The 16,275-nt window shown below is 62.5% G+C and carries 15 protein-coding genes and 1 pseudogene; 5 read left to right on the top strand and 11 right to left on the bottom strand.

Going from position 1 to position 16,275, the window contains the following annotated elements:
* The first annotated feature begins 43 nt into the window (after nt 1-43).
* Nucleotides 44-250: a DUF6494 family protein gene (locus F7R26_RS09720; protein ID WP_150983385.1), complete on the top strand. Its 207-nt coding sequence runs from the start codon at nt 44-46 to the stop codon at nt 248-250.
* Between the two features lie 215 nt (nt 251-465).
* Here the strand turns inward: F7R26_RS09720 and F7R26_RS40935 are convergent.
* Nucleotides 466-636, bottom strand: a pseudogene (locus F7R26_RS40935) (cytochrome c-550 PedF); the annotation flags it as partial.
* Between the two features lie 48 nt (nt 637-684).
* On the opposite strand from F7R26_RS40935, the gene F7R26_RS09725 reads away from it, so the two are divergent.
* On the top strand, nt 685-1,053 hold the full coding sequence (locus F7R26_RS09725) for a VOC family protein (RefSeq protein WP_150983386.1): 369 nt from the start codon (nt 685-687) through the stop codon (nt 1,051-1,053).
* 82 nt (nt 1,054-1,135) lie between these two features.
* Here F7R26_RS09725 and F7R26_RS09730 read toward each other — a convergent pair whose 3' ends face one another.
* Nucleotides 1,136-1,552, bottom strand: a complete 417-nt coding sequence (locus F7R26_RS09730; protein ID WP_150983387.1) for an organic hydroperoxide resistance protein — start codon at nt 1,550-1,552, stop codon at nt 1,136-1,138.
* Nucleotides 1,553-1,912: 360 nt separating this feature from the next.
* Between F7R26_RS09730 and F7R26_RS09735 the strand changes: the two genes are divergently transcribed.
* The gene (locus F7R26_RS09735) at nt 1,913-2,962 is read left to right on the top strand and encodes an alpha/beta hydrolase (protein ID WP_150983388.1); all 1,050 of its coding nucleotides are present in this window, start codon (nt 1,913-1,915) and stop codon (nt 2,960-2,962) included.
* 122 nt (nt 2,963-3,084) lie between these two features.
* Here the strand turns inward: F7R26_RS09735 and F7R26_RS09740 are convergent, their stop codons facing one another.
* From F7R26_RS09740 to F7R26_RS09760, 5 genes are all read right to left on the bottom strand, one after another.
* Entirely contained in the window at nt 3,085-4,386 is a 1,302-nt protein-coding gene (locus F7R26_RS09740) for a HAMP domain-containing sensor histidine kinase (protein ID WP_150983389.1), read from the bottom strand.
* A gap of 32 nt (nt 4,387-4,418) precedes the next feature.
* The gene (locus F7R26_RS09745; RefSeq protein ID WP_150983390.1) at nt 4,419-5,162 is read right to left on the bottom strand and encodes a response regulator; all 744 of its coding nucleotides are present in this window, start codon (nt 5,160-5,162) and stop codon (nt 4,419-4,421) included.
* Nucleotides 5,163-5,447: 285 nt separating this feature from the next.
* Nucleotides 5,448-6,773, bottom strand: a complete 1,326-nt coding sequence (locus F7R26_RS09750; protein WP_416351318.1) for an MFS transporter — start codon at nt 6,771-6,773, stop codon at nt 5,448-5,450.
* Nucleotides 6,774-6,799: 26 nt separating this feature from the next.
* Nucleotides 6,800-7,036, bottom strand: a complete 237-nt coding sequence (locus F7R26_RS09755; protein ID WP_150983391.1) for a tautomerase family protein — start codon at nt 7,034-7,036, stop codon at nt 6,800-6,802.
* An 89-nt stretch (nt 7,037-7,125) separates the two neighbouring features.
* Nucleotides 7,126-7,860, bottom strand: a complete 735-nt coding sequence (locus F7R26_RS09760) for an SDR family NAD(P)-dependent oxidoreductase (RefSeq protein WP_150983392.1) — start codon at nt 7,858-7,860, stop codon at nt 7,126-7,128.
* 157 nt (nt 7,861-8,017) lie between these two features.
* On the opposite strand from F7R26_RS09760, the gene F7R26_RS09765 reads away from it, so the two are divergent.
* The gene (locus F7R26_RS09765; protein WP_150983393.1) at nt 8,018-8,953 is read left to right on the top strand and encodes a LysR family transcriptional regulator; all 936 of its coding nucleotides are present in this window, start codon (nt 8,018-8,020) and stop codon (nt 8,951-8,953) included.
* Between the two features lie 95 nt (nt 8,954-9,048).
* On the opposite strand, the gene F7R26_RS09770 is transcribed toward F7R26_RS09765, so the two are convergent.
* The gene (locus F7R26_RS09770; RefSeq protein ID WP_150983674.1) at nt 9,049-11,253 is read right to left on the bottom strand and encodes an OsmC domain/YcaO domain-containing protein; all 2,205 of its coding nucleotides are present in this window, start codon (nt 11,251-11,253) and stop codon (nt 9,049-9,051) included.
* Nucleotides 11,254-12,194: 941 nt separating this feature from the next.
* Between F7R26_RS09770 and F7R26_RS09775 the strand changes: the two genes are divergently transcribed.
* A complete protein-coding gene (locus tag F7R26_RS09775; protein ID WP_150983394.1) occupies nt 12,195-12,989 on the top strand; it encodes a GGDEF domain-containing protein in 795 nt (264 codons plus the stop codon).
* Nucleotides 12,990-13,191: 202 nt separating this feature from the next.
* Here the strand turns inward: F7R26_RS09775 and leuD are convergent, their stop codons facing one another.
* From leuD to F7R26_RS09790, 3 genes are read right to left on the bottom strand one after another with little or no spacing between them, the layout of a single operon-like run.
* The gene (leuD, locus tag F7R26_RS09780; protein WP_150983395.1) at nt 13,192-13,833 is read right to left on the bottom strand and encodes a 3-isopropylmalate dehydratase small subunit; all 642 of its coding nucleotides are present in this window, start codon (nt 13,831-13,833) and stop codon (nt 13,192-13,194) included.
* Between the two features lie 10 nt (nt 13,834-13,843).
* The gene (locus F7R26_RS09785) at nt 13,844-15,250 is read right to left on the bottom strand and encodes a 3-isopropylmalate dehydratase large subunit (RefSeq protein ID WP_150983396.1); all 1,407 of its coding nucleotides are present in this window, start codon (nt 15,248-15,250) and stop codon (nt 13,844-13,846) included.
* A gap of 10 nt (nt 15,251-15,260) precedes the next feature.
* Nucleotides 15,261-16,154: an isocitrate lyase/PEP mutase family protein gene (locus tag F7R26_RS09790; RefSeq protein ID WP_150983397.1), complete on the bottom strand. Its 894-nt coding sequence runs from the start codon at nt 16,152-16,154 to the stop codon at nt 15,261-15,263.
* Nucleotides 16,155-16,275 lie beyond the last annotated feature (121 nt).

Here is a 16,275-nt window from a genome sequence, read left to right on the forward strand (position 1 = left end):
CCAGCGCCTAGTCTTTCCTTGTGGCCGCAGCCAGGAGAGCGCAATGAACGAAGAGACCTTCAACCTCAGCATCCGCAAGTTCCTCAAAGTCGTCGGCGTGAGCTCGCAGCGGGAAATCGAGCTGGCGGTGTCCAAGGCGATCGCCGCCGGCGCCATCACCGGAACCGAACGCTTCCCGGTCGTGGTCACGCTGGATCTGGCCGCCTTGCAGGTCAAGGTCCGGTTCGATGGCGAGATTCAGCTCGAGTGACGTCGCTTGCCGATGCACTGGCGCCTTATTGCGAGGGCGCCCTGGCACCCCCCAATCAGTTGGATGATCCCGCTCGACGGGCGAAGCACAACGAACTCGGATCCACCATGCGCATCGCGCTCCATGCCGACACGACGGCTGGAGAACCTTACGGCGTTTGCAGCGACACCCGGTACTGCGCGAAAATCTGCTGCAGCTCGCCGCTGCAGCGGATTGCCGGTCCTGTATGGATTATCCGGACGCCATTCTTCGCCGAGTTGCGGTAGTGCCTTGGTGTCCACAGCTTGCGGCGTGACGTCGCCATGAGCCGATGCGGCTTTGGGTAGCGCACCGGCCAAGAGCGTGCAAATGGCAATCGGGGCAAGTGCGCGGCGTGGTGTTTTCATCAGTGCCACCTCTGCGTGACGCACATGCCCCTTCCCGGAGGTTGCGACATGGCCATCCAGCTCAATCACACCATCGTTTTCTCTCATGACAAGAAGGTGTCCGCCGACTTCCTCTGCGAGATCCTCGGACGTCCCGCGGCCGTGCCGTTCGGGCCGTTTCTTGCCGTGCGGCTGGACAACGATGTCACCCTGGACTTCATGGACGCGAAAGGCGATGTTGCCCTGCAGCACTATGCCTTTCTGATCAGCGACGTCGAATTCGAGCAAAGCCTCGCCCGAATCCGCGCGCGCAATCTGATGTACTGGTCGGACCCGTACCGCCACCACCCCGGCGAGGTCAGCACGGACGATGGCTGCCGCCGGATCTATTGCGAAGATCCGAGCAAGCATCTTCTGGAGATCTTCACGAAAGGTTAAGACCTGTGCGCATCGTGCGGCGAGCATACCGAAGCCGGCGAGCGCACCCCGCCCGCCACCATCGAGCGGACCACGACACGGGTCAGACCAGATGCAGTTCAACGTGGACGTTGCCGCGCGTGGCTTTCGAATACGGACAGATCTGATGCGCCGCTTCAACCACCGCCTGCGCCACCTCCCGGTCGAGACCCGGCAGGCTGACGTTCAGGCGAGCCTGCAAGAAAAAAGCGCCGTCGCTGGTGCCGAGGTCCACCTCGGTATCCAGTGCAAGGTCCGCTGGCAGCTTGATCTTCATCTGGCTGGCGGCGCGGCCCATTGCCCCGATAAAGCAAGCCGACCATCCCGCGGCAAACAGTTGCTCAGGGTTCGTGCCGGCACCGCTGCTGCCCGGTGAGGACAGCTTCAGATTCAGCCGGCCATCGTCGCTATGGGCTTGGCCATCGCGGCCGCCGGTGACGTGGACTTTGCCGGTGTACAGGACGTTCTCGATGCGGGTCATGGTGTTTTCCTTGAGATGGGTTTGCGCTGGGCATTGCGCGGCCGGAGATCGCTTCGCATGTGCTCGGCATCGGGCCACGGAACGTATTAAAGGCGGTCGATGTATCAGGCACGTAGCACGTCGCGGCCTGTTCTGCCTGGATATGTATCTCGATTGCCGCGTGATACAGACGCATACAAAAACCCTGCGCCAGGTAGCGCAAACGCGACACAGGACCGCGATGCGTGATGTGGCTTTGTATCGCTCTGTATCCGGCGGCCTGCCGCATACGCAACGTTTCAAATCAGAAGGTTCGGGAAACAGGCGCGATACGCCGGTCGCCGATGCTTCCCATTGGCATCATTCCCAATGGAGAGAACCATGTCCGAACCGATCAATCAAAAACGGCGCCGCCTGTTTGGCTCGGCCGCGCTCACGCTGGCCGCCGCGCCATTTGGCTTATCTGACCTGGCGCACGCGCAATCCAGCAAGACGGCAGCTCGCCTGCCAACCGCGCGGCCGGGTACGCATGCCCGATTCACGACCATCAAGCAGGTGACTGCCGGCGAACTCGATATCGGCTACGCCGAGGAAGGTCCTGCCGATGGGCCTGCCGTGATCCTCCTGCATGGCTGGCCGTATGACATTCACAGCTTTGTCGACGTCGCGCCGGCGCTGGCTGCGGCCGGGTACCGCGTGATCGTGCCGTACGCACGCGGCTATGGCAGCACACGTTTCATCTCCGACGCGACGGTTCGCAACGGCGAGCAGGTGGCGCTCGCGTTCGACACCCTCGCCCTGATGGACGCGCTTGGCATCGGCAAGGCGATCCTCGCCGGCTACGATTGGGGCGCGCGGACGGCATGCATCATCGCAGCGCTCTGGCCGGAGCGCTGCAAGGCGCTGGTTTCCGTCAGCGGCTACCTGATCGGCAGTGTCGAGGGCAACCGAAAGCCGCTTGCGCCGCAGGCCGAGCTCCAGTGGTGGTATCAGTTCTATTTCGCCACCGAGCGCGGGCGGATCGGCTATGAGCAGCACCGGCACGCGTTCACGAAGCTGATCTGGCAACTCGCCTCGCCAACATGGAAATTCGACGACCGCACGTTCGATCGTAGCGCCGTGGCTTTCGACAACCCGGATCACGTCAGCATCGTGATTCACAACTACCGCTGGCGGCTCGGCCTTGCCGAGGGCGAATCCCGATACGCCGATCTGGAACGGCGGCTTGCAGCGTTTCCGAGCATCGGTGTGCCAACCATCACGATGGAAGGCGACGCCAATGGCGCGCCGCACCCGGAACCGAGTGCCTACGCCAGCAAGTTTTCCGGCAAGTATCAGCATCGGCTTATCACAGGCGGCATTGGCCACAACTTGCCGCAGGAAGCGCCGCAGGACTTTGTCAGCGCCGTGATCGACGCAGACCGGCTCTGATGGCAGGTTGCCTGGTCAGGCTCGTTGCCGCGAGCGTGGCCAGGCCGCCTGGAGGTGGACAGCGACGCGTTGAAACCGTAGCCCCACCGAGCCACCGGGCAGGCCTGCCCCCTCCCCTTTGATCAGCCTAGCCTGACGATCGCTGCCAGGCCGCCCCCTTCACGGTTGCATAGCTTGAGCGTGCCGCCGATGGCCACCGCAAGCTGATGAGCAATCGCGAGGCCCAGGCCGGAGCCACCGGTCTCGCGGCTGCGCGAGCATTCAAGCCGGACGAACGGCTGCAGCACGGCTTCGAGCTTGTCCTCCGGGATACCCGAGCCGCGATCGAGCACCTTGATGATCACGGTATCGTGCTCGCGCTCCACGCGCAGTTCCGCCGCGCCGCCGAACTTGATCGCGTTGTCGATCAAGTTGGTCAGGATCCGGCGCAGCGCATGGGGGCGCGTCACGATGGTGCCGCCGATGTTCTGCTGGATGGTCACTGCCTTACCGATGTCCTGATAATCGTAGGCCAGGCTCTCGATGAACGATCCGAGGTCGATTCGCGATGGCTTCTCGCCATCGCCGTGCGTGGCGCGTGCGTACGCCAGCCCTTCCTGCACGAGCCGCTCTATCTCGGCCAGGTCCTGCACCATCTTGCGTTTCTCCTCGGAGTCCTCCGCCAGCTCGGCGCGCAGTTTCATGCGCGTGATCGGCGTTTGCAGATCGTGTGAGATGGCCGCCAGGATCTGCACGCGCTCCTCGATGAACTGGGCGATGCGCTCGCGCATGGCATTGAACGCCCGCGCGGCGCGCGTCAGCTCGGTGGGGCCTGTTTCGGCCAGCGGCGGTGACTGCATGTTGGGATTGAGCGTATCCGCGGCATCGGCCAGTGCCACCAGCGGCCGGATCGACACGCGTACGGCGAACCAGCAGCACAGGACCAGCAGCAAGAGCTGGATCACCAGCACATAAGGCAGCCACTGCGCGATCGGGACCATGCGCGGATGCACGTCGATGGTCAGCGGGCTGCCGTCGCTCAGCGTCAGGTGCGCCTGCAACTGCTTGCCGTCGCCCGGGATCGACTCCACCGTGACGGGAAAGCGGCCTTCGCTGGCTTGGGTGATCCGCTCGGCAATATCCTTGCCGCGTGGCGTCATCTCAGGCACGCCCGGCGAGCCCGGCCCCAATATGTATTGATAGTTGCCGCGATTCACGCGCGGCAGCCATTGCGCACGCTCGGCGGCGGGAACGCGGTCGAGGATGGCAATCGAGGTGGCCACGTCGGTTTCCAGCGTGCCGAGCATGACTTCGCGCGCTGTCATGTAGCGCTCGGAGAACAGCACGCCAAACGACAAACCATGCGCGATCACCAGCCCTGCAAGCAAAATCAGGAACAGGCGCGAACCCAGCGAGCGCGACCAGGGCCAGAGGCGCGTGCGCATTCTGCTCGTTGTGCTCGCTATGCTCGCTGTGCTCATTGGCGGGCCTCCTTGATCTGCACCGGTGTCGCAAGCACGTAGCCCTCGCTGCGCACGGTCTTGATGTAGCTGGGTTCGCGCGCGTCGTCTCCCAGGCGCTGGCGCAGGCGGCTGACCAGCAGGTCGATGGAGCGCTCGAACATGTCTGCCTCGCGGCCCTGCGTGAGGTTGAGGAGCTGGTCGCGGTTGAGCACGCGCTGCGGATGGTCGACGAACACGCGCAGCAGCCGGTACTCCGCGCCGCTCAGCGTGACGATGGTGCCGTCGCTGTCGATCAGGTGGCGCGCGGTGGTATCCAGTTGCCAGTGACCAAACGCTAGCATCTGCCCTGCCTCGGTGATCTGCAGATTGGGCGGCAGCATCCTGGTACGGCGGAGCACGGCCTTGATGCGCGCCAGTAGCTCGCGCGCGGCAAAGGGCTTGGCGAGGTAATCATCCGCACCCATTTCGAGGCCGATGATGCGATCCGTTTCATCGTCGCGCGCGGTCAGCATCAGCACGGGCGTGGCCTTGTGCTTTCCGGATCGCAATTCGCGGCACAACACCAGGCCGTCGTCGCCAGGCAGCATCAGATCGAGCACGATCAGGTCAACGGTATCGGCCTCCAGGAACGACCGCATGTGGCGGCCATCCGGCGCCACCGTCACGCGCAAGCCGTTCTTGGTGAGATAGGTCGAAACGAGTTCACGGATTTCCCGGTCGTCATCGACGATCAGGATATGGTCGACGTGCGCTTCCATCAGGTTCACCTCGGCAGGATCGGGAGTGTTCGGCCAGTCAGCTTCGCCGCCATTGTATGGCGGCCTTCGGCACCGCGTGTATCGCAATGTATCTGGCCGCCGCACTGCCACACAGCGGTACATGCTCGCTTGTTTTCGACACATCCAGGCGGTGTCCGCGGTGCCTGATGGAGAGCAGCCCAGCCGCGCCAACAAACCCGACCATCCCCCCCACAGCCAGTCGCTGGCCTGGCGGTGCGCTGGCCAGCCTGGGTCAGTGCGTGCCGCCCGTCCTGGCGTTCTTGCTCAACGGCGACGCGCCCACTGAGCCAGTCCGGCGCAGGCGACCAGCAACCCACCCGTGACAAAGAACACCGAATGCAGGCCGAGACTCACACCAATCTGGCCTCCGATCACCGGCCCGATCACCTGGCCGCTGAACTGCGCCGATTGCAGATACCCCAGCATTTGCCCCGTCGCGTGTTCGTCAACCGATTGTCTCGTGAGCTTGCCGATCGCAGGCAGCAGGCCAGCGAGCGTCATGCCCATCAGCATGCGCAACGTGGCCAGTTGCCACCAGTGCGTGACAAACGCTTGCGGCACCATCGCAAGCCCCGTCAGCACCAGGCAGCCGATGATCACGTTCCAGCTACCGATGCGGTCGGCCAATGCGCCGAGCCGCGCCGCCGTCAGCACGCTGCCGAGCGCTGAACACGCCATCACCACGCCCGCGATGCGGGTCAGATGATCCGCGCCCACGCCCAGGCTGCCGATATAGACCGTGATGATCGGCTCGATCGACATGTTGGCGAGCAGCACCATCATTGCCGTCACCAGCAGCGCGCTCACGACAGCGTAGTTCGTGCGGCGCACGGCGCCCGCAGCCGGATTTGCCGTGCGGCCCCTTGCGTCGCTGGCCGGACGAAAGTCCTCCTTGACGACCAGGATCGTCAGCAGCGCGGTGACCGCGATCATCGCCCCGCCCGCGAAGAACGTGCCCCGAATGCCGATCCATTCCGGCAGCAGCCCGCCGACCAGCGGCCCGACGAGGCTACCGGCAAGCGCGCCGGTCGACAGGATACCCAGCGCCCAGCCCGCGCGCTCGCGCGGCGCCTGAGTGCCGACCATCACCGTGGACGCCGACGCATAACCGCCCACAAGGCCGGCGATCAGCCGCAGCGCGACAAGCTCGTAGACGTTGTGGGCGACGCCGATCAGCGACATCACCACGGCCATCCCGACCGCCGCCCGAATGAGCATCGGCTTGCGGCCGAAGCGATCGGCCAGCCGCCCCCAGAGCGGCGCGGTCAGCGCCGTGCCGAAAAACGTCGCGGCGAACGCAACGCCCGACCACTGAATCACCCCCGACTGCGATGCGACGCCAAGCTGCCTGACGTACACGGGCAGGAACGGCAGCAGCATGCTCAGGCTGACCAGCGTTGTGAACGAACCGAACACGCAGACGGCTAGATTGCGCCGCCAGTAATGTTCGTTGCGCTCGGCGTAACCGATGTTGCTCGCCCGGCCAATCGCGGCGGACGTCGCTTGGGCCGCTTGGCGGGCAGCCTGGTTCATTTTTGCGGATTGCATGGCCGCCTCCCGAATACAATTGAGCACCTGATAGCTTCTCAAGCCCCGATCTTTCCGCCCAAGGCGGCTTATCGGTTGTCCCGCGCACCGAAGGCTGAAGCGGGATTCGACTGCTTGCGAATCTCGGTGGTCGTCCGGCCCCCGAAGCCCCAGTTGTCGGTATCCACCTCATCGATTGCGATGTGCGTCCATTCGGGCGGTTTGTGCAGCACGCGCTCCAGGGTCTCAGTCACTTCCCTGATGACCTGGGCTTTCTGCTCGGCGGTGGTTCCCTCGCGGGTAATGCGAATGCTGACGAAGGGCATGGCGGCCTCCTGCATGGATTGACGTTTCGAGATGAGCGCGATGGATTCCGGGCCGCGGCAGGACAGACGTCCGGCCGCGGCTGCCGGCTTCAGCGGCCTGCGCTGAAGCCGCCGTCCACCGGCAGCACGGTGCCGGAGACAAAGTCGGCCTTGGCCAGGTAGAGCACGGCGTCGCTGATCTCGGCGATGTTGGCGATGCGGCCCAGCGGATGCAGGCTGCCAAGTGCCGCATGGGTTTCGGCGGCATGCATCGGGGTGTCCACGACGCCCGGGGCGACCGCGTTGACCGTCACGCCGTGGGGCGCCAGTTCCAGCGCAAGCGCGCGCGTGGCCTGGTTGATGCCACCCTTGAGGGCCACGGCCAGCAGCGCTGGCACACCACCGTGCGGCTGCAGCGCCAGAGACGCCGTGATGTTGATGATCTTGCCGCGCTTGCGCTCGCTCATGTGCCTGGCCGCTTCCTGCGACGGATACAGCATGCCCTTCAGGTTGGTGGAGATCTGCTCTTCCACTTCATCCGGCGTGAACTGCACGAAGGGCTTGGCCGCGAAAATGCCTGCGTTGTTGACCAGCACGTCGACCTTGCCGTACTTGGCAATGGCCTGCGCGAAGACCTGGCGCGCCGATTCGGGCTTGCCGACGTCGCCCGCGACACCCAGGAAGCGCTCGCCGGCATTCAGCCGTTCAGCGGTGGCTCGCAGGCGCTCAGTGGAACGGCCGGTGCCGACGACGTTGTAACCCGCCTTGAGGAAGGCTTCGGCCAAGCCCAGGCCGATGCCGCTGGTGGCGCCCGTGACGATGACGGTGTTGTCGGTGTTGCTCATGATGGTCCTCCGATGGATCCAGAATCAGATCCAGATTCAGGTTCAGGGTCCGGTGCCGGACTCCAAAGCCGTCACCGGTGTGGAGGAACTATATTGCCGCCGTGGAGCGCAATAAACGGGGTTTGCTACACTTGTCCTATTACATGGCGTAAAGAATATGCACCGGCAATTCGACGATATCCTGCTCGGCAGCATCGAGCTGTTTTGCCTGGCCGCCGAGGCCGGCAGCTTCACGGCGGCCGCCAATACCGCAGGCGTCACGCCCGCCGCCGTCAGCCGCTCGATCTCGCGCCTGGAAAAGCGCCTGGGCGTGCGCCTGTTCGTGCGCTCCACGCGCAGCATCCGGCTGACTGAAGGTGGCAAGGAATACTTCGAGCAATGCCGCGCCGCGCTGAATCAGCTGGTCGAAGCCGAGCGCAAGGTCACCGGCGAGCAGGTGCAGCCCTCGGGCACGATCCGCATCAGCGCGCCGACCACCTACGGGCACCATCGGCTGTTGCCGCTCCTGCCTGCGTTTCGCGCCAGGTACCCGCTGATCAAGGTCGAAGCCCACATCAGCAACCGCAACGTCGACTTCCATGAGGAAAACTTCGACGTGGCGATCCGCTTCCGTGCGCAGCCGGACTCGATGATGGTCTCCCGGCACCTTGAAGATGCGGCACTGGTGGTGGTAGCGAGCCCCGCCTACCTGAAGCGCGCAGGGGTACCCAGAACGCTGTCGGACCTGGACCTGCACGAGTGCATCCAGTTCGATCTACCGAGCAGCGGGCGGCAGATCTCGTGGCTGTTCAAGGAAGGTGGGCACGAGAAGGAGATCTTGTCGACGGGCAACTACATGTGCGCGGAAGACGTGCTGGCCGGCGTGACGCTGGCCAAAGCGGGCGCGGGGCTGTTCCAGACCTACCAATTCGTCGTCGAGCGGGATCTGGCGCGAGGCGAGCTGGTCGAGGTACTGCAAGCTTTTGCCGGGCGCATGCGCCCCGTCAGCCTGATGTATCCGCACGGCCGTTTGCTGCCATCGCGCGTGCGTGCATTCGTCGAGTTCATGATGGAACAGGCGCGTGGGCCAGCTGCCGTTCAACACGGCGCTTGACGACGTTCACAGCCGATCAGAGAGCGCCTCAGCCCGCTTGGTTAAAGCGAGTAAAGATGATTGACCTAGCCTTTATCCAGCCATGACGCATAACCCTAACTGGCTGAAGCCGCCGCATTGGCCCGCGCCTTATGCAGTTTCTTGTAACTGTCGATCAGGCGGTGGTGCCTATCGAGGCCCTCCAGTTTCATACTCGTTGGCGTCAACCCGAAGAAGCGCACGCTGCCGTCCACCGACCCCATTACCGCGTCCATCCGAGCGTCGCCAAACATCCGACGGAAGTTGACCGCGTAGTCGTCTAGTTCCAGATCGTCGTCGAGCAGCACCTCCAGCACCACATTCAAGGCCTGGTAGAACAATCCACGCTCGACCGAATTGTCGTTGTATTGCAGGAAGGCACCCACCAGTTCTTGCGCCTCCTCGAATTGCCGCAAGGCGAGATGAATCAGCAGCTTCAACTCGAGAACTGTCAGCTTCCCCCAGTCCGTATTCTCGTCAAATTCGATGCCGATCAAAGTGGCAATATCGGAGTACTCATCCAGCTCACTATTCTCCAGCCGCTCAAGCAGATCTGCCAGGCCGGCATCGTCCAGGCGATGCACGTTCAGAATATCGGCGCGGAACAGCAGTGCCTTGTTTGTGTTATCCCAGATCAAATCCTCTACCGGGTAAACTTCAGAATAACCTGGCACTAAAATCCGGCAGGCCACGGCGCCCAACTGGTCATACACCGCCATGTATACCTCTTTGCCCATGTCTTCGAGAATGCCGAACAACGTTGCGGCTTCCTCGGCATTGGAGTTTTCACTCTGGCCAGAAAAATCCCACTCAACAAAGTCGAAATTCGCCTTGGCGCTGAAAAAGCGCCACGACACTACACCGCTGGAATCAATGAAGTGCTCGACAAAATTATTCGACTCAGTCACGGCGTTACTGACAAAGGTGGGCTGAGGCAAATCGTTCAGGCCCTCAAAACTGCGCCCCTGCAGCAATTCCGTCAGACTCCGTTCCAGCGCCACCTCGAAGCTTGGGTGCGCGCCGAACGAGGCAAAGACACCGCCTGTCCGCGGGTTCATCAAGGTGACGCACATCACCGGATAGGTCCCACCCAGCGACGCGTCCTTTACCAGCACCGGAAAGCCCTGCTCTTCCAACCCCTGAATCCCCGCCAGAATGCCAGGGTATTTCGCCAGCACTTCGTGCGGCACATCAGGCAATGCGATTTCACCTTCCAGGATTTCGCGCTTTACCGCCCGTTCGAAAATCTCGGACAGGCATTGCACCTGCGCTTCGGCCAGCGTATTACCAGCACTCATGCCATTGCTGACGAACAGGTTTTCGACCAGGTTGGACGGAAAATACACCACTTCGCCGTCCGACTGCCGCACATACGGCAGCGAACAGATACCGCGCTGCACATTGCCGGAGTTAGTGTCGTACAGATGCGAGCCACTCAACTCGCCATCGGGATTATAAATTTCCAGGCAGTACGCATCCAGAATTTCAGCCGGCAGCGCATCCTTAGGGCCAGGCTTGAACCAGCGCTCGTTCGGGTAATGAACAAATGCTGCATTGGCGATCTCTTCGCCCCAAAACGTACCGCCATAGAAATGGTTGCAATTCAGGCGCTCGATAAACTCCCCCAACGCCGACGCCAGTGCGCTTTCTTTGGTTGCTCCCTTGCCATTGGTAAAACACATCGGCGAGTGCGCATCGCGGATATGCAGCGACCACACATTGGGAACGATATTGCGCCATGAAGCGATTTCAATCTTCATGCCCAGATCCGCCAAAATGCCCGACATATTGGCGATGGTTTGCTCCAACGGCAGATCCTTGCCCGCAATATAGGTGCTGGCGTCAGATGCCGGCGTCAACATCAGCAACGACTGAGCATCGGCATCCAGGTTCTCTACTTCTTCGATGACAAACTCGGGGCCGGCTTGCACGACTTTTTTCACCGTACAACGCTCGATAGAGCGCAAAATACCTCGACGGTCCGCCTCCGAGATATCCGCCGGCAACTCAACCTGAATCTTGAAAATCTGCTGGTAACGATTTTCCGGATCAACAACATTATTCTGCGACAGGCGGATATTCTCGGTAGGAATATTGCGGGTTACGCAGTACAACTTCACGAAGTAAGCGGCGCACAAGGCCGACGAGGCCAGAAAATAATCGAAAGGACCGGGCGCCGAGCCATCGCCCTTATAACGGATAGGCTGGTCGGCCACTACAGTGAAGTCATCGAACTTGGCTTCAAGACGTAGCTTATCGAGAAAGTTGACTTTAATTTCCATGGGGGAATTCTGAAAAATGGTGCACAAAATGACGTAGCCATTACTATCCGCCGCCACGCTGGTGCAGTGCGATGCATCGAAGCTTTCGCAAACGCTGCCGCATACGGATAATTTTTCAGGCGAACGCCATGGCGCAGGAAATGGCTGGGACCGGCGAGCTTCCATGTGCCACGCCAACCTCCACGGCAGCGCCAAGTGCCGTTGTACCAAACTGAGTCGCCACGCGTTCCTCCAACACTCTCCAGAATGCGAGAACTACCAGGCGACAATCCGAAATATAAAGCCCTGTGAAAACAGGGCTTTAATAATCAATCAACTAGCGAATCATGTTTCCCAACGGGAATTCTACCCCCACTCCATCATCAACAGGCCGCCCAAACCCGCATGGCCAAAGAGACTGGTCGTGATCAAAATGGGACTTTACCGTCGCTTTTACCGTCGGCCGCGCTGAACGTTTGCTGGTGCGGGAGATGGAGCGATTTGCGGGGCGACGACTCTGACCGCGCCATTATAAATCAACCCAGAGGATACAAAAGGTGCTGGGCCCTGCCCGCCCTCCGCCGACCCACTGGGCTACGCCAATCGGGGGACACAGATACGGTCTGATCACGATCGTGGTATCGACGGCACGCCAAGAGTGGCGTCACAGATTTTCGGAGAAGGCCGCCCGAGTTTTGAAGACGAAGTCGCGGTGCGTGCCGAAGCCACAGGCCAAGTCGGCCTGCCCCGGGAGAGTCTGTGGATTCGTCGCCAAGTAGTCTCGCAGATGCGCTTCCATCACAAACAGGCTGGATCCGTATGGGTCCGGACTTCGCGTCCATGGCCTCTCTTTGAGTGGTAAATGTGGGCGTCGGATTGACGGGTCGTCATATCCCTGTCCATTTGCACTCAACCCGTGGGTATGTTTAGCCTGCCGCGTACGAGGCCAAGCCCTCAGCAAGATGACCCATCTGCCTGTTGTGAATTCTCAGCGGGCAAGTGTCTTTCACCTGACCGCGGTAATGTCCCTGGCGGCTTCGGCAGTCGAGATATGGCTGGACCGACATAGCGAGCCACTGCCTGCGCGTCGTCCGTTGGCTGCATGCCTCCTGGTAAGTGCGCTGATCTATGCTGTTCGCCTCGTTTGCATCGTTCTCGATATTCCATCGGAATTTGACTTTTCGACTGCCTTTTTTCTTCAGATATTCTTCAATTTCTGGATTGCGTTGCTGGTTGTGACGCTCGTCAGGGAGCGGCGCGAGGCGGGTCTTCAGCTTGCAGCGGACACCGATGCGCTGACCGGCGTCGGTAACCGCCGATGGTTCCTGGGGCGCCTTCCCCCAGCGCCGCTCGCAAACAGCGCTCTCGCGATCCTGGATGTGGACCACTTCAAGCAGATCAACGACAGATTCGGACATCCTGTGGGGGACCTCGTACTGGCGTTGGTTGCTACAGCTATCCGAGATGGATTGCGGGAGGGAGACGTCCTTGCGCGATACGGGGGCGAGGAGTTCGCGCTCTTTCTTCCGAACGTCGACGAGCAAGATGCCAGAGCGGTCGCTGAACGGCTTCGCAAGCGAATCGAAGCAATGTCCATTGTGATCGACGGCGGGCGCGTTAGCGTTACCGCGAGCATCGGTGTGGCCTGGAGCGACCGGAATGGCGGGGCGTGGGATGCCTGGATAAAGACAGCAGACAGTGCTTGTTATGCGGCTAAGGGCGGCGGGCGCAACCTTGTGAAGACGAGCGCCGTGTAGATCCAGCCACCCCAAGCTGAGGTCGGGAGCGGCATCGAGACGTCTTAACGACGCCACTCATCGCGAGATGCAATGCGCGATCTTGCCGTCCGGGTGCGTGATATCGACAATGTGGTCGAGTCCGATGAGTGCAGTGTTTGTCATGGTCTGGATCGAACTGTTGCGGTGAGGTGGCCAGCATGGTCTCTGGCCACCTGAGATGTCAACGCGGCTCTTCTACGGCCAAAACCCAGGGACGCGCCTCACGCAGCGCCGCCTGATACGCCCCGATCTCGGCCCGGCGCTTCAAAGTCAGGCCAATGGCATCGAGCCCTTCGAGCAGCAGGGCGCGTTCGCTCGGGGGTACGATGAACGGCAAGCAGCGGCCCCGCGGATGCCGCACCGTGCAGGACTCAAGATCGACGGTCAGCTCCAGCACCTCCCGCTCGGCTTCGGCGGCCAGCACGGCAATCTCATTCGCGGGCAGCACCACCGGCAGCACGCCATTTCGGTAGCAGTTGCTCTGGAAGATCGCGCCGAACGACGCCGCGATGACGCAGCGAAAGCCAAACTGCCGCACCGCCCAGACGGCGGCCTCGCGCGAGGACCCGCTGCCGAAGTTCTCGCCGGCCAGCAGGATCGTCGCCCGGCGGTAGGGTTCGCGATTGAGCACAAAGCCGGGGCGCTCGACACGCTGTCCGTTCCCGCTCCCGCTGGCTTCATAGCGCCAAGGCGCGAGCAGTTTCTCACCGTAGCCATCTCGCCCGGGTGAGTTGATCTCGCGCGAGGGAATGAGAAGGTCGGTATCGATGTTGGCTCGCATCAGCGCAGCGGCGATTCCCTTCAGTTGGATGAACTGTTCCATGTGATGCTCCCTAGCGCAGCAGCGGGCGTGGATCGGCGATGCAGCCTGCGATGGCTGAAGCGGCCACCGTTGCCGGGCTGGCAAGGTGAGAGCGCACGCCCGGGCCCTGCCTGCCCTCGAAGTTGCGGTTGGTGCTGGTGATCACGCGGCGCCCGGGCTTGCCAGGCTGGTCGAAGTTGTCGCCGCCGGCAAAAAAGCACAACGAGCAGCCGCTTTCGCGCCACTCGAAGCCGGCCTGCGTGAACACGCGATCCAGGCCCTCGCTTTCTGCGGCATGCTTCACACTGGTCGATCCGGGCACCACGATGGCCTTTACGCCAGGGCGCACGCGTCGTCCTTGCACCACCTGCGCGGCGGCGCGCAGGTCGGGCAGGCGGCTATTGGTGCAGGAGCCGATGAAGGCCGCGTCGATGGGCGTCCCCAGCATCGGCTGCCCGGGGTGCAGCTCCATATAGCGCAGCGCGCGCTCGGCATCCGCGTCGGCGGGAGGCGGCACTGCGCCGGTGATGCCCACGACCTGGCCGGGATGGGTTCCCCAGCTCACCTGGGGAACGAGTTTCGAGCAGTCCAGCTCCAGTTCCTTGTCCCAGTGCGCGCCGTCGTCCGAGCGCAGCGCGAGCCAATCCGAAACCGCTGCATCCCAGGCGGCACCTGAAGGGGCAAAAGGCCGCCCCGCCAGCCATTCGACGGTACGCGCGTCTGGCGCCACCAGGCCAGTCCAGGCGCCAAACTCGACGGCCATATTGCATAGGGTCAGCCGCCCCTCCACATCCAGCGTCCGCACCGCCTCGCCCGAGAATTCGATGGCATGCCCGTCGCCACCGCTGACGCCGAACCTGCCGATCAAGGCCAGCACCATGTCCTTGGCCGACACCGCCGGCCCGAGGCTGCCGTGGAACGATACCCGCATCGTCCGTGGCTTGCTTCGCACCAGGCACTGCGTGGCGACAGCGTGCTCGCCTTCGGTCGTGCCGATGCCCCATGCCAGCGCGCCAATGCCCCCAACAGTGCAGGTATGGCTGTCGCAGCAGACCAGGGTGGTGCCCGGCAAGGCGATGCCCAGTTCCGGAGAGATCACGTGCGCGATGCCCTGACGTGGAGTACCCAGGTCGAACAGGCGGATGCCCGAGCGCTGCGTGGCGGCGCGAAAGGCCTCAATGAAGCTGCGCCCGCCCCGAACCAGCGTGTCGTCGCCCCGGCCCGGCTGAGTGTCGACGATGTGGTCCATGGTGCCGAACACAAGGCTCGGATGCGCCACGCGATGCCCCCCCTCCTCCAGGCCGGCCAGCACGCGCGGCCCGGCGCGGTCGTGCAGGAAGACCCGGTCGACATGTAGCAGCGCCTGCTCGCCCTCCATCTGGGCCACGACGTGCTGGTCCCAGATCTTCTCGATGATGTTGCGCGGTGATGCATACATAGTGCTCACCTCAACGTGCGGTGCCGGGATGCTGCAGCCCGGCCAAATAGCGCTGCTCCAGCGCGAACACCTCCTTGAAGCCGACCAGCTCGAGCTGCTCGCGAAAGTCCGCCAACCGCGCGCCGGGGCCACCGGCGTAGCCGTTGGCGCGCAGCGCCGCCAGCGCGTCACGCATGCCCTGGATGGCAGCCAGCATCAGCGTGGCGGGCAGGCTCACGCGCGCGATGCCGATGCGCTGCATCTCCTCGAACGTGAAGGCTTCGGGCGACTTGCCGCCTTCGACCACATTGATCGCCACTGGCCCGCGAATTCCCTGCACGGCCTGCCGCGCCAGCGCCTTGGACGTCATACCGTCCACGAAGATCATGGTCGCCCCCGCCTCCAGGTAGGCATTGCCGCGACGGATCACTTCCTCGATGCCGCCTACGGCGAGCGCGTCGGTACGCGCGTTGATCACGAAATCCAGGTCCGTGCGCGCTTCGGCGCAAGCGCGGATCTTCTGCACTGCTTCGTCCAGCGGCACGATGGATTTGCCCTCCAGGTGGCCACAGCGCTTGGGCATGACCTGGTCCTCGATATTGACGCCCGCGCAGCCAATGCGCTCAAAGGCCTTGACCGCATACCAAGCATTGACGGCATTGCCGAAGCCGGTATCGCCGTCGGCCATGACCGGCAGGTCGATGGCGTCGACTATCTGCTGCGTGGCCGCGACCATATCGGACAGCGAGAGGAAGCTGTAGTCCGGCAGCCCCAGCCGGCTCACGGAAATGCCGAAGCCGGAGCATTGCACCGCGGGAAAACCCGCCTCCTGCGCGACGCGGGCGGACAAAGGGTCAAAGGCACCGGGCATGACAAGGAGTTCCGGCGCGTGGATCAGTTTCTGGAGTAATGCGGTCTTTCGCATGATGAGTCTTGGTGGTCGTGGTTCGAACAGTATGTATGCATGATTCTATATTTTCAAGAAATAAAGTAATCATGAAGCATTAATTACGCTAACATGCATACATACAGAAGAAAGGAGACCT

The sequence above is a fragment of the Cupriavidus basilensis genome (genome assembly GCF_008801925.2).
GTDB classification, from domain to species: domain Bacteria; phylum Pseudomonadota; class Gammaproteobacteria; order Burkholderiales; family Burkholderiaceae; genus Cupriavidus; species Cupriavidus basilensis.

Excerpts from the sequence above, each read along its gene's own strand:
- F7R26_RS09720 (WP_150983385.1), top strand. The coding sequence starts at position 44 with ATGAACGAAGAGACCTTCAACCTCAGCATCCGCAAGTTCCTCAAAGTC.
- F7R26_RS09725 (WP_150983386.1), top strand. The coding sequence starts at position 685 with ATGGCCATCCAGCTCAATCACACCATCGTTTTCTCTCATGACAAGAAG.
- F7R26_RS09730 (WP_150983387.1), bottom strand. The coding sequence starts at position 1,552 with ATGACCCGCATCGAGAACGTCCTGTACACCGGCAAAGTCCACGTCACC.
- F7R26_RS09735 (WP_150983388.1), top strand. The coding sequence starts at position 1,913 with ATGTCCGAACCGATCAATCAAAAACGGCGCCGCCTGTTTGGCTCGGCC.
- F7R26_RS09740 (WP_150983389.1), bottom strand. The coding sequence starts at position 4,386 with ATGCGCACGCGCCTCTGGCCCTGGTCGCGCTCGCTGGGTTCGCGCCTG.
- F7R26_RS09745 (WP_150983390.1), bottom strand. The coding sequence starts at position 5,162 with ATGGAAGCGCACGTCGACCATATCCTGATCGTCGATGACGACCGGGAA.
- F7R26_RS09755 (WP_150983391.1), bottom strand. The coding sequence starts at position 7,036 with ATGCCCTTCGTCAGCATTCGCATTACCCGCGAGGGAACCACCGCCGAG.
- F7R26_RS09760 (WP_150983392.1), bottom strand. The coding sequence starts at position 7,860 with ATGAGCAACACCGACAACACCGTCATCGTCACGGGCGCCACCAGCGGC.
- F7R26_RS09765 (WP_150983393.1), top strand. The coding sequence starts at position 8,018 with ATGCACCGGCAATTCGACGATATCCTGCTCGGCAGCATCGAGCTGTTT.
- F7R26_RS09770 (WP_150983674.1), bottom strand. The coding sequence starts at position 11,253 with ATGGAAATTAAAGTCAACTTTCTCGATAAGCTACGTCTTGAAGCCAAG.
- F7R26_RS09775 (WP_150983394.1), top strand. The coding sequence starts at position 12,195 with ATGACCCATCTGCCTGTTGTGAATTCTCAGCGGGCAAGTGTCTTTCAC.
- leuD (WP_150983395.1), bottom strand. The coding sequence starts at position 13,833 with ATGGAACAGTTCATCCAACTGAAGGGAATCGCCGCTGCGCTGATGCGA.
- F7R26_RS09785 (WP_150983396.1), bottom strand. The coding sequence starts at position 15,250 with ATGTATGCATCACCGCGCAACATCATCGAGAAGATCTGGGACCAGCAC.
- F7R26_RS09790 (WP_150983397.1), bottom strand. The coding sequence starts at position 16,154 with ATGCGAAAGACCGCATTACTCCAGAAACTGATCCACGCGCCGGAACTC.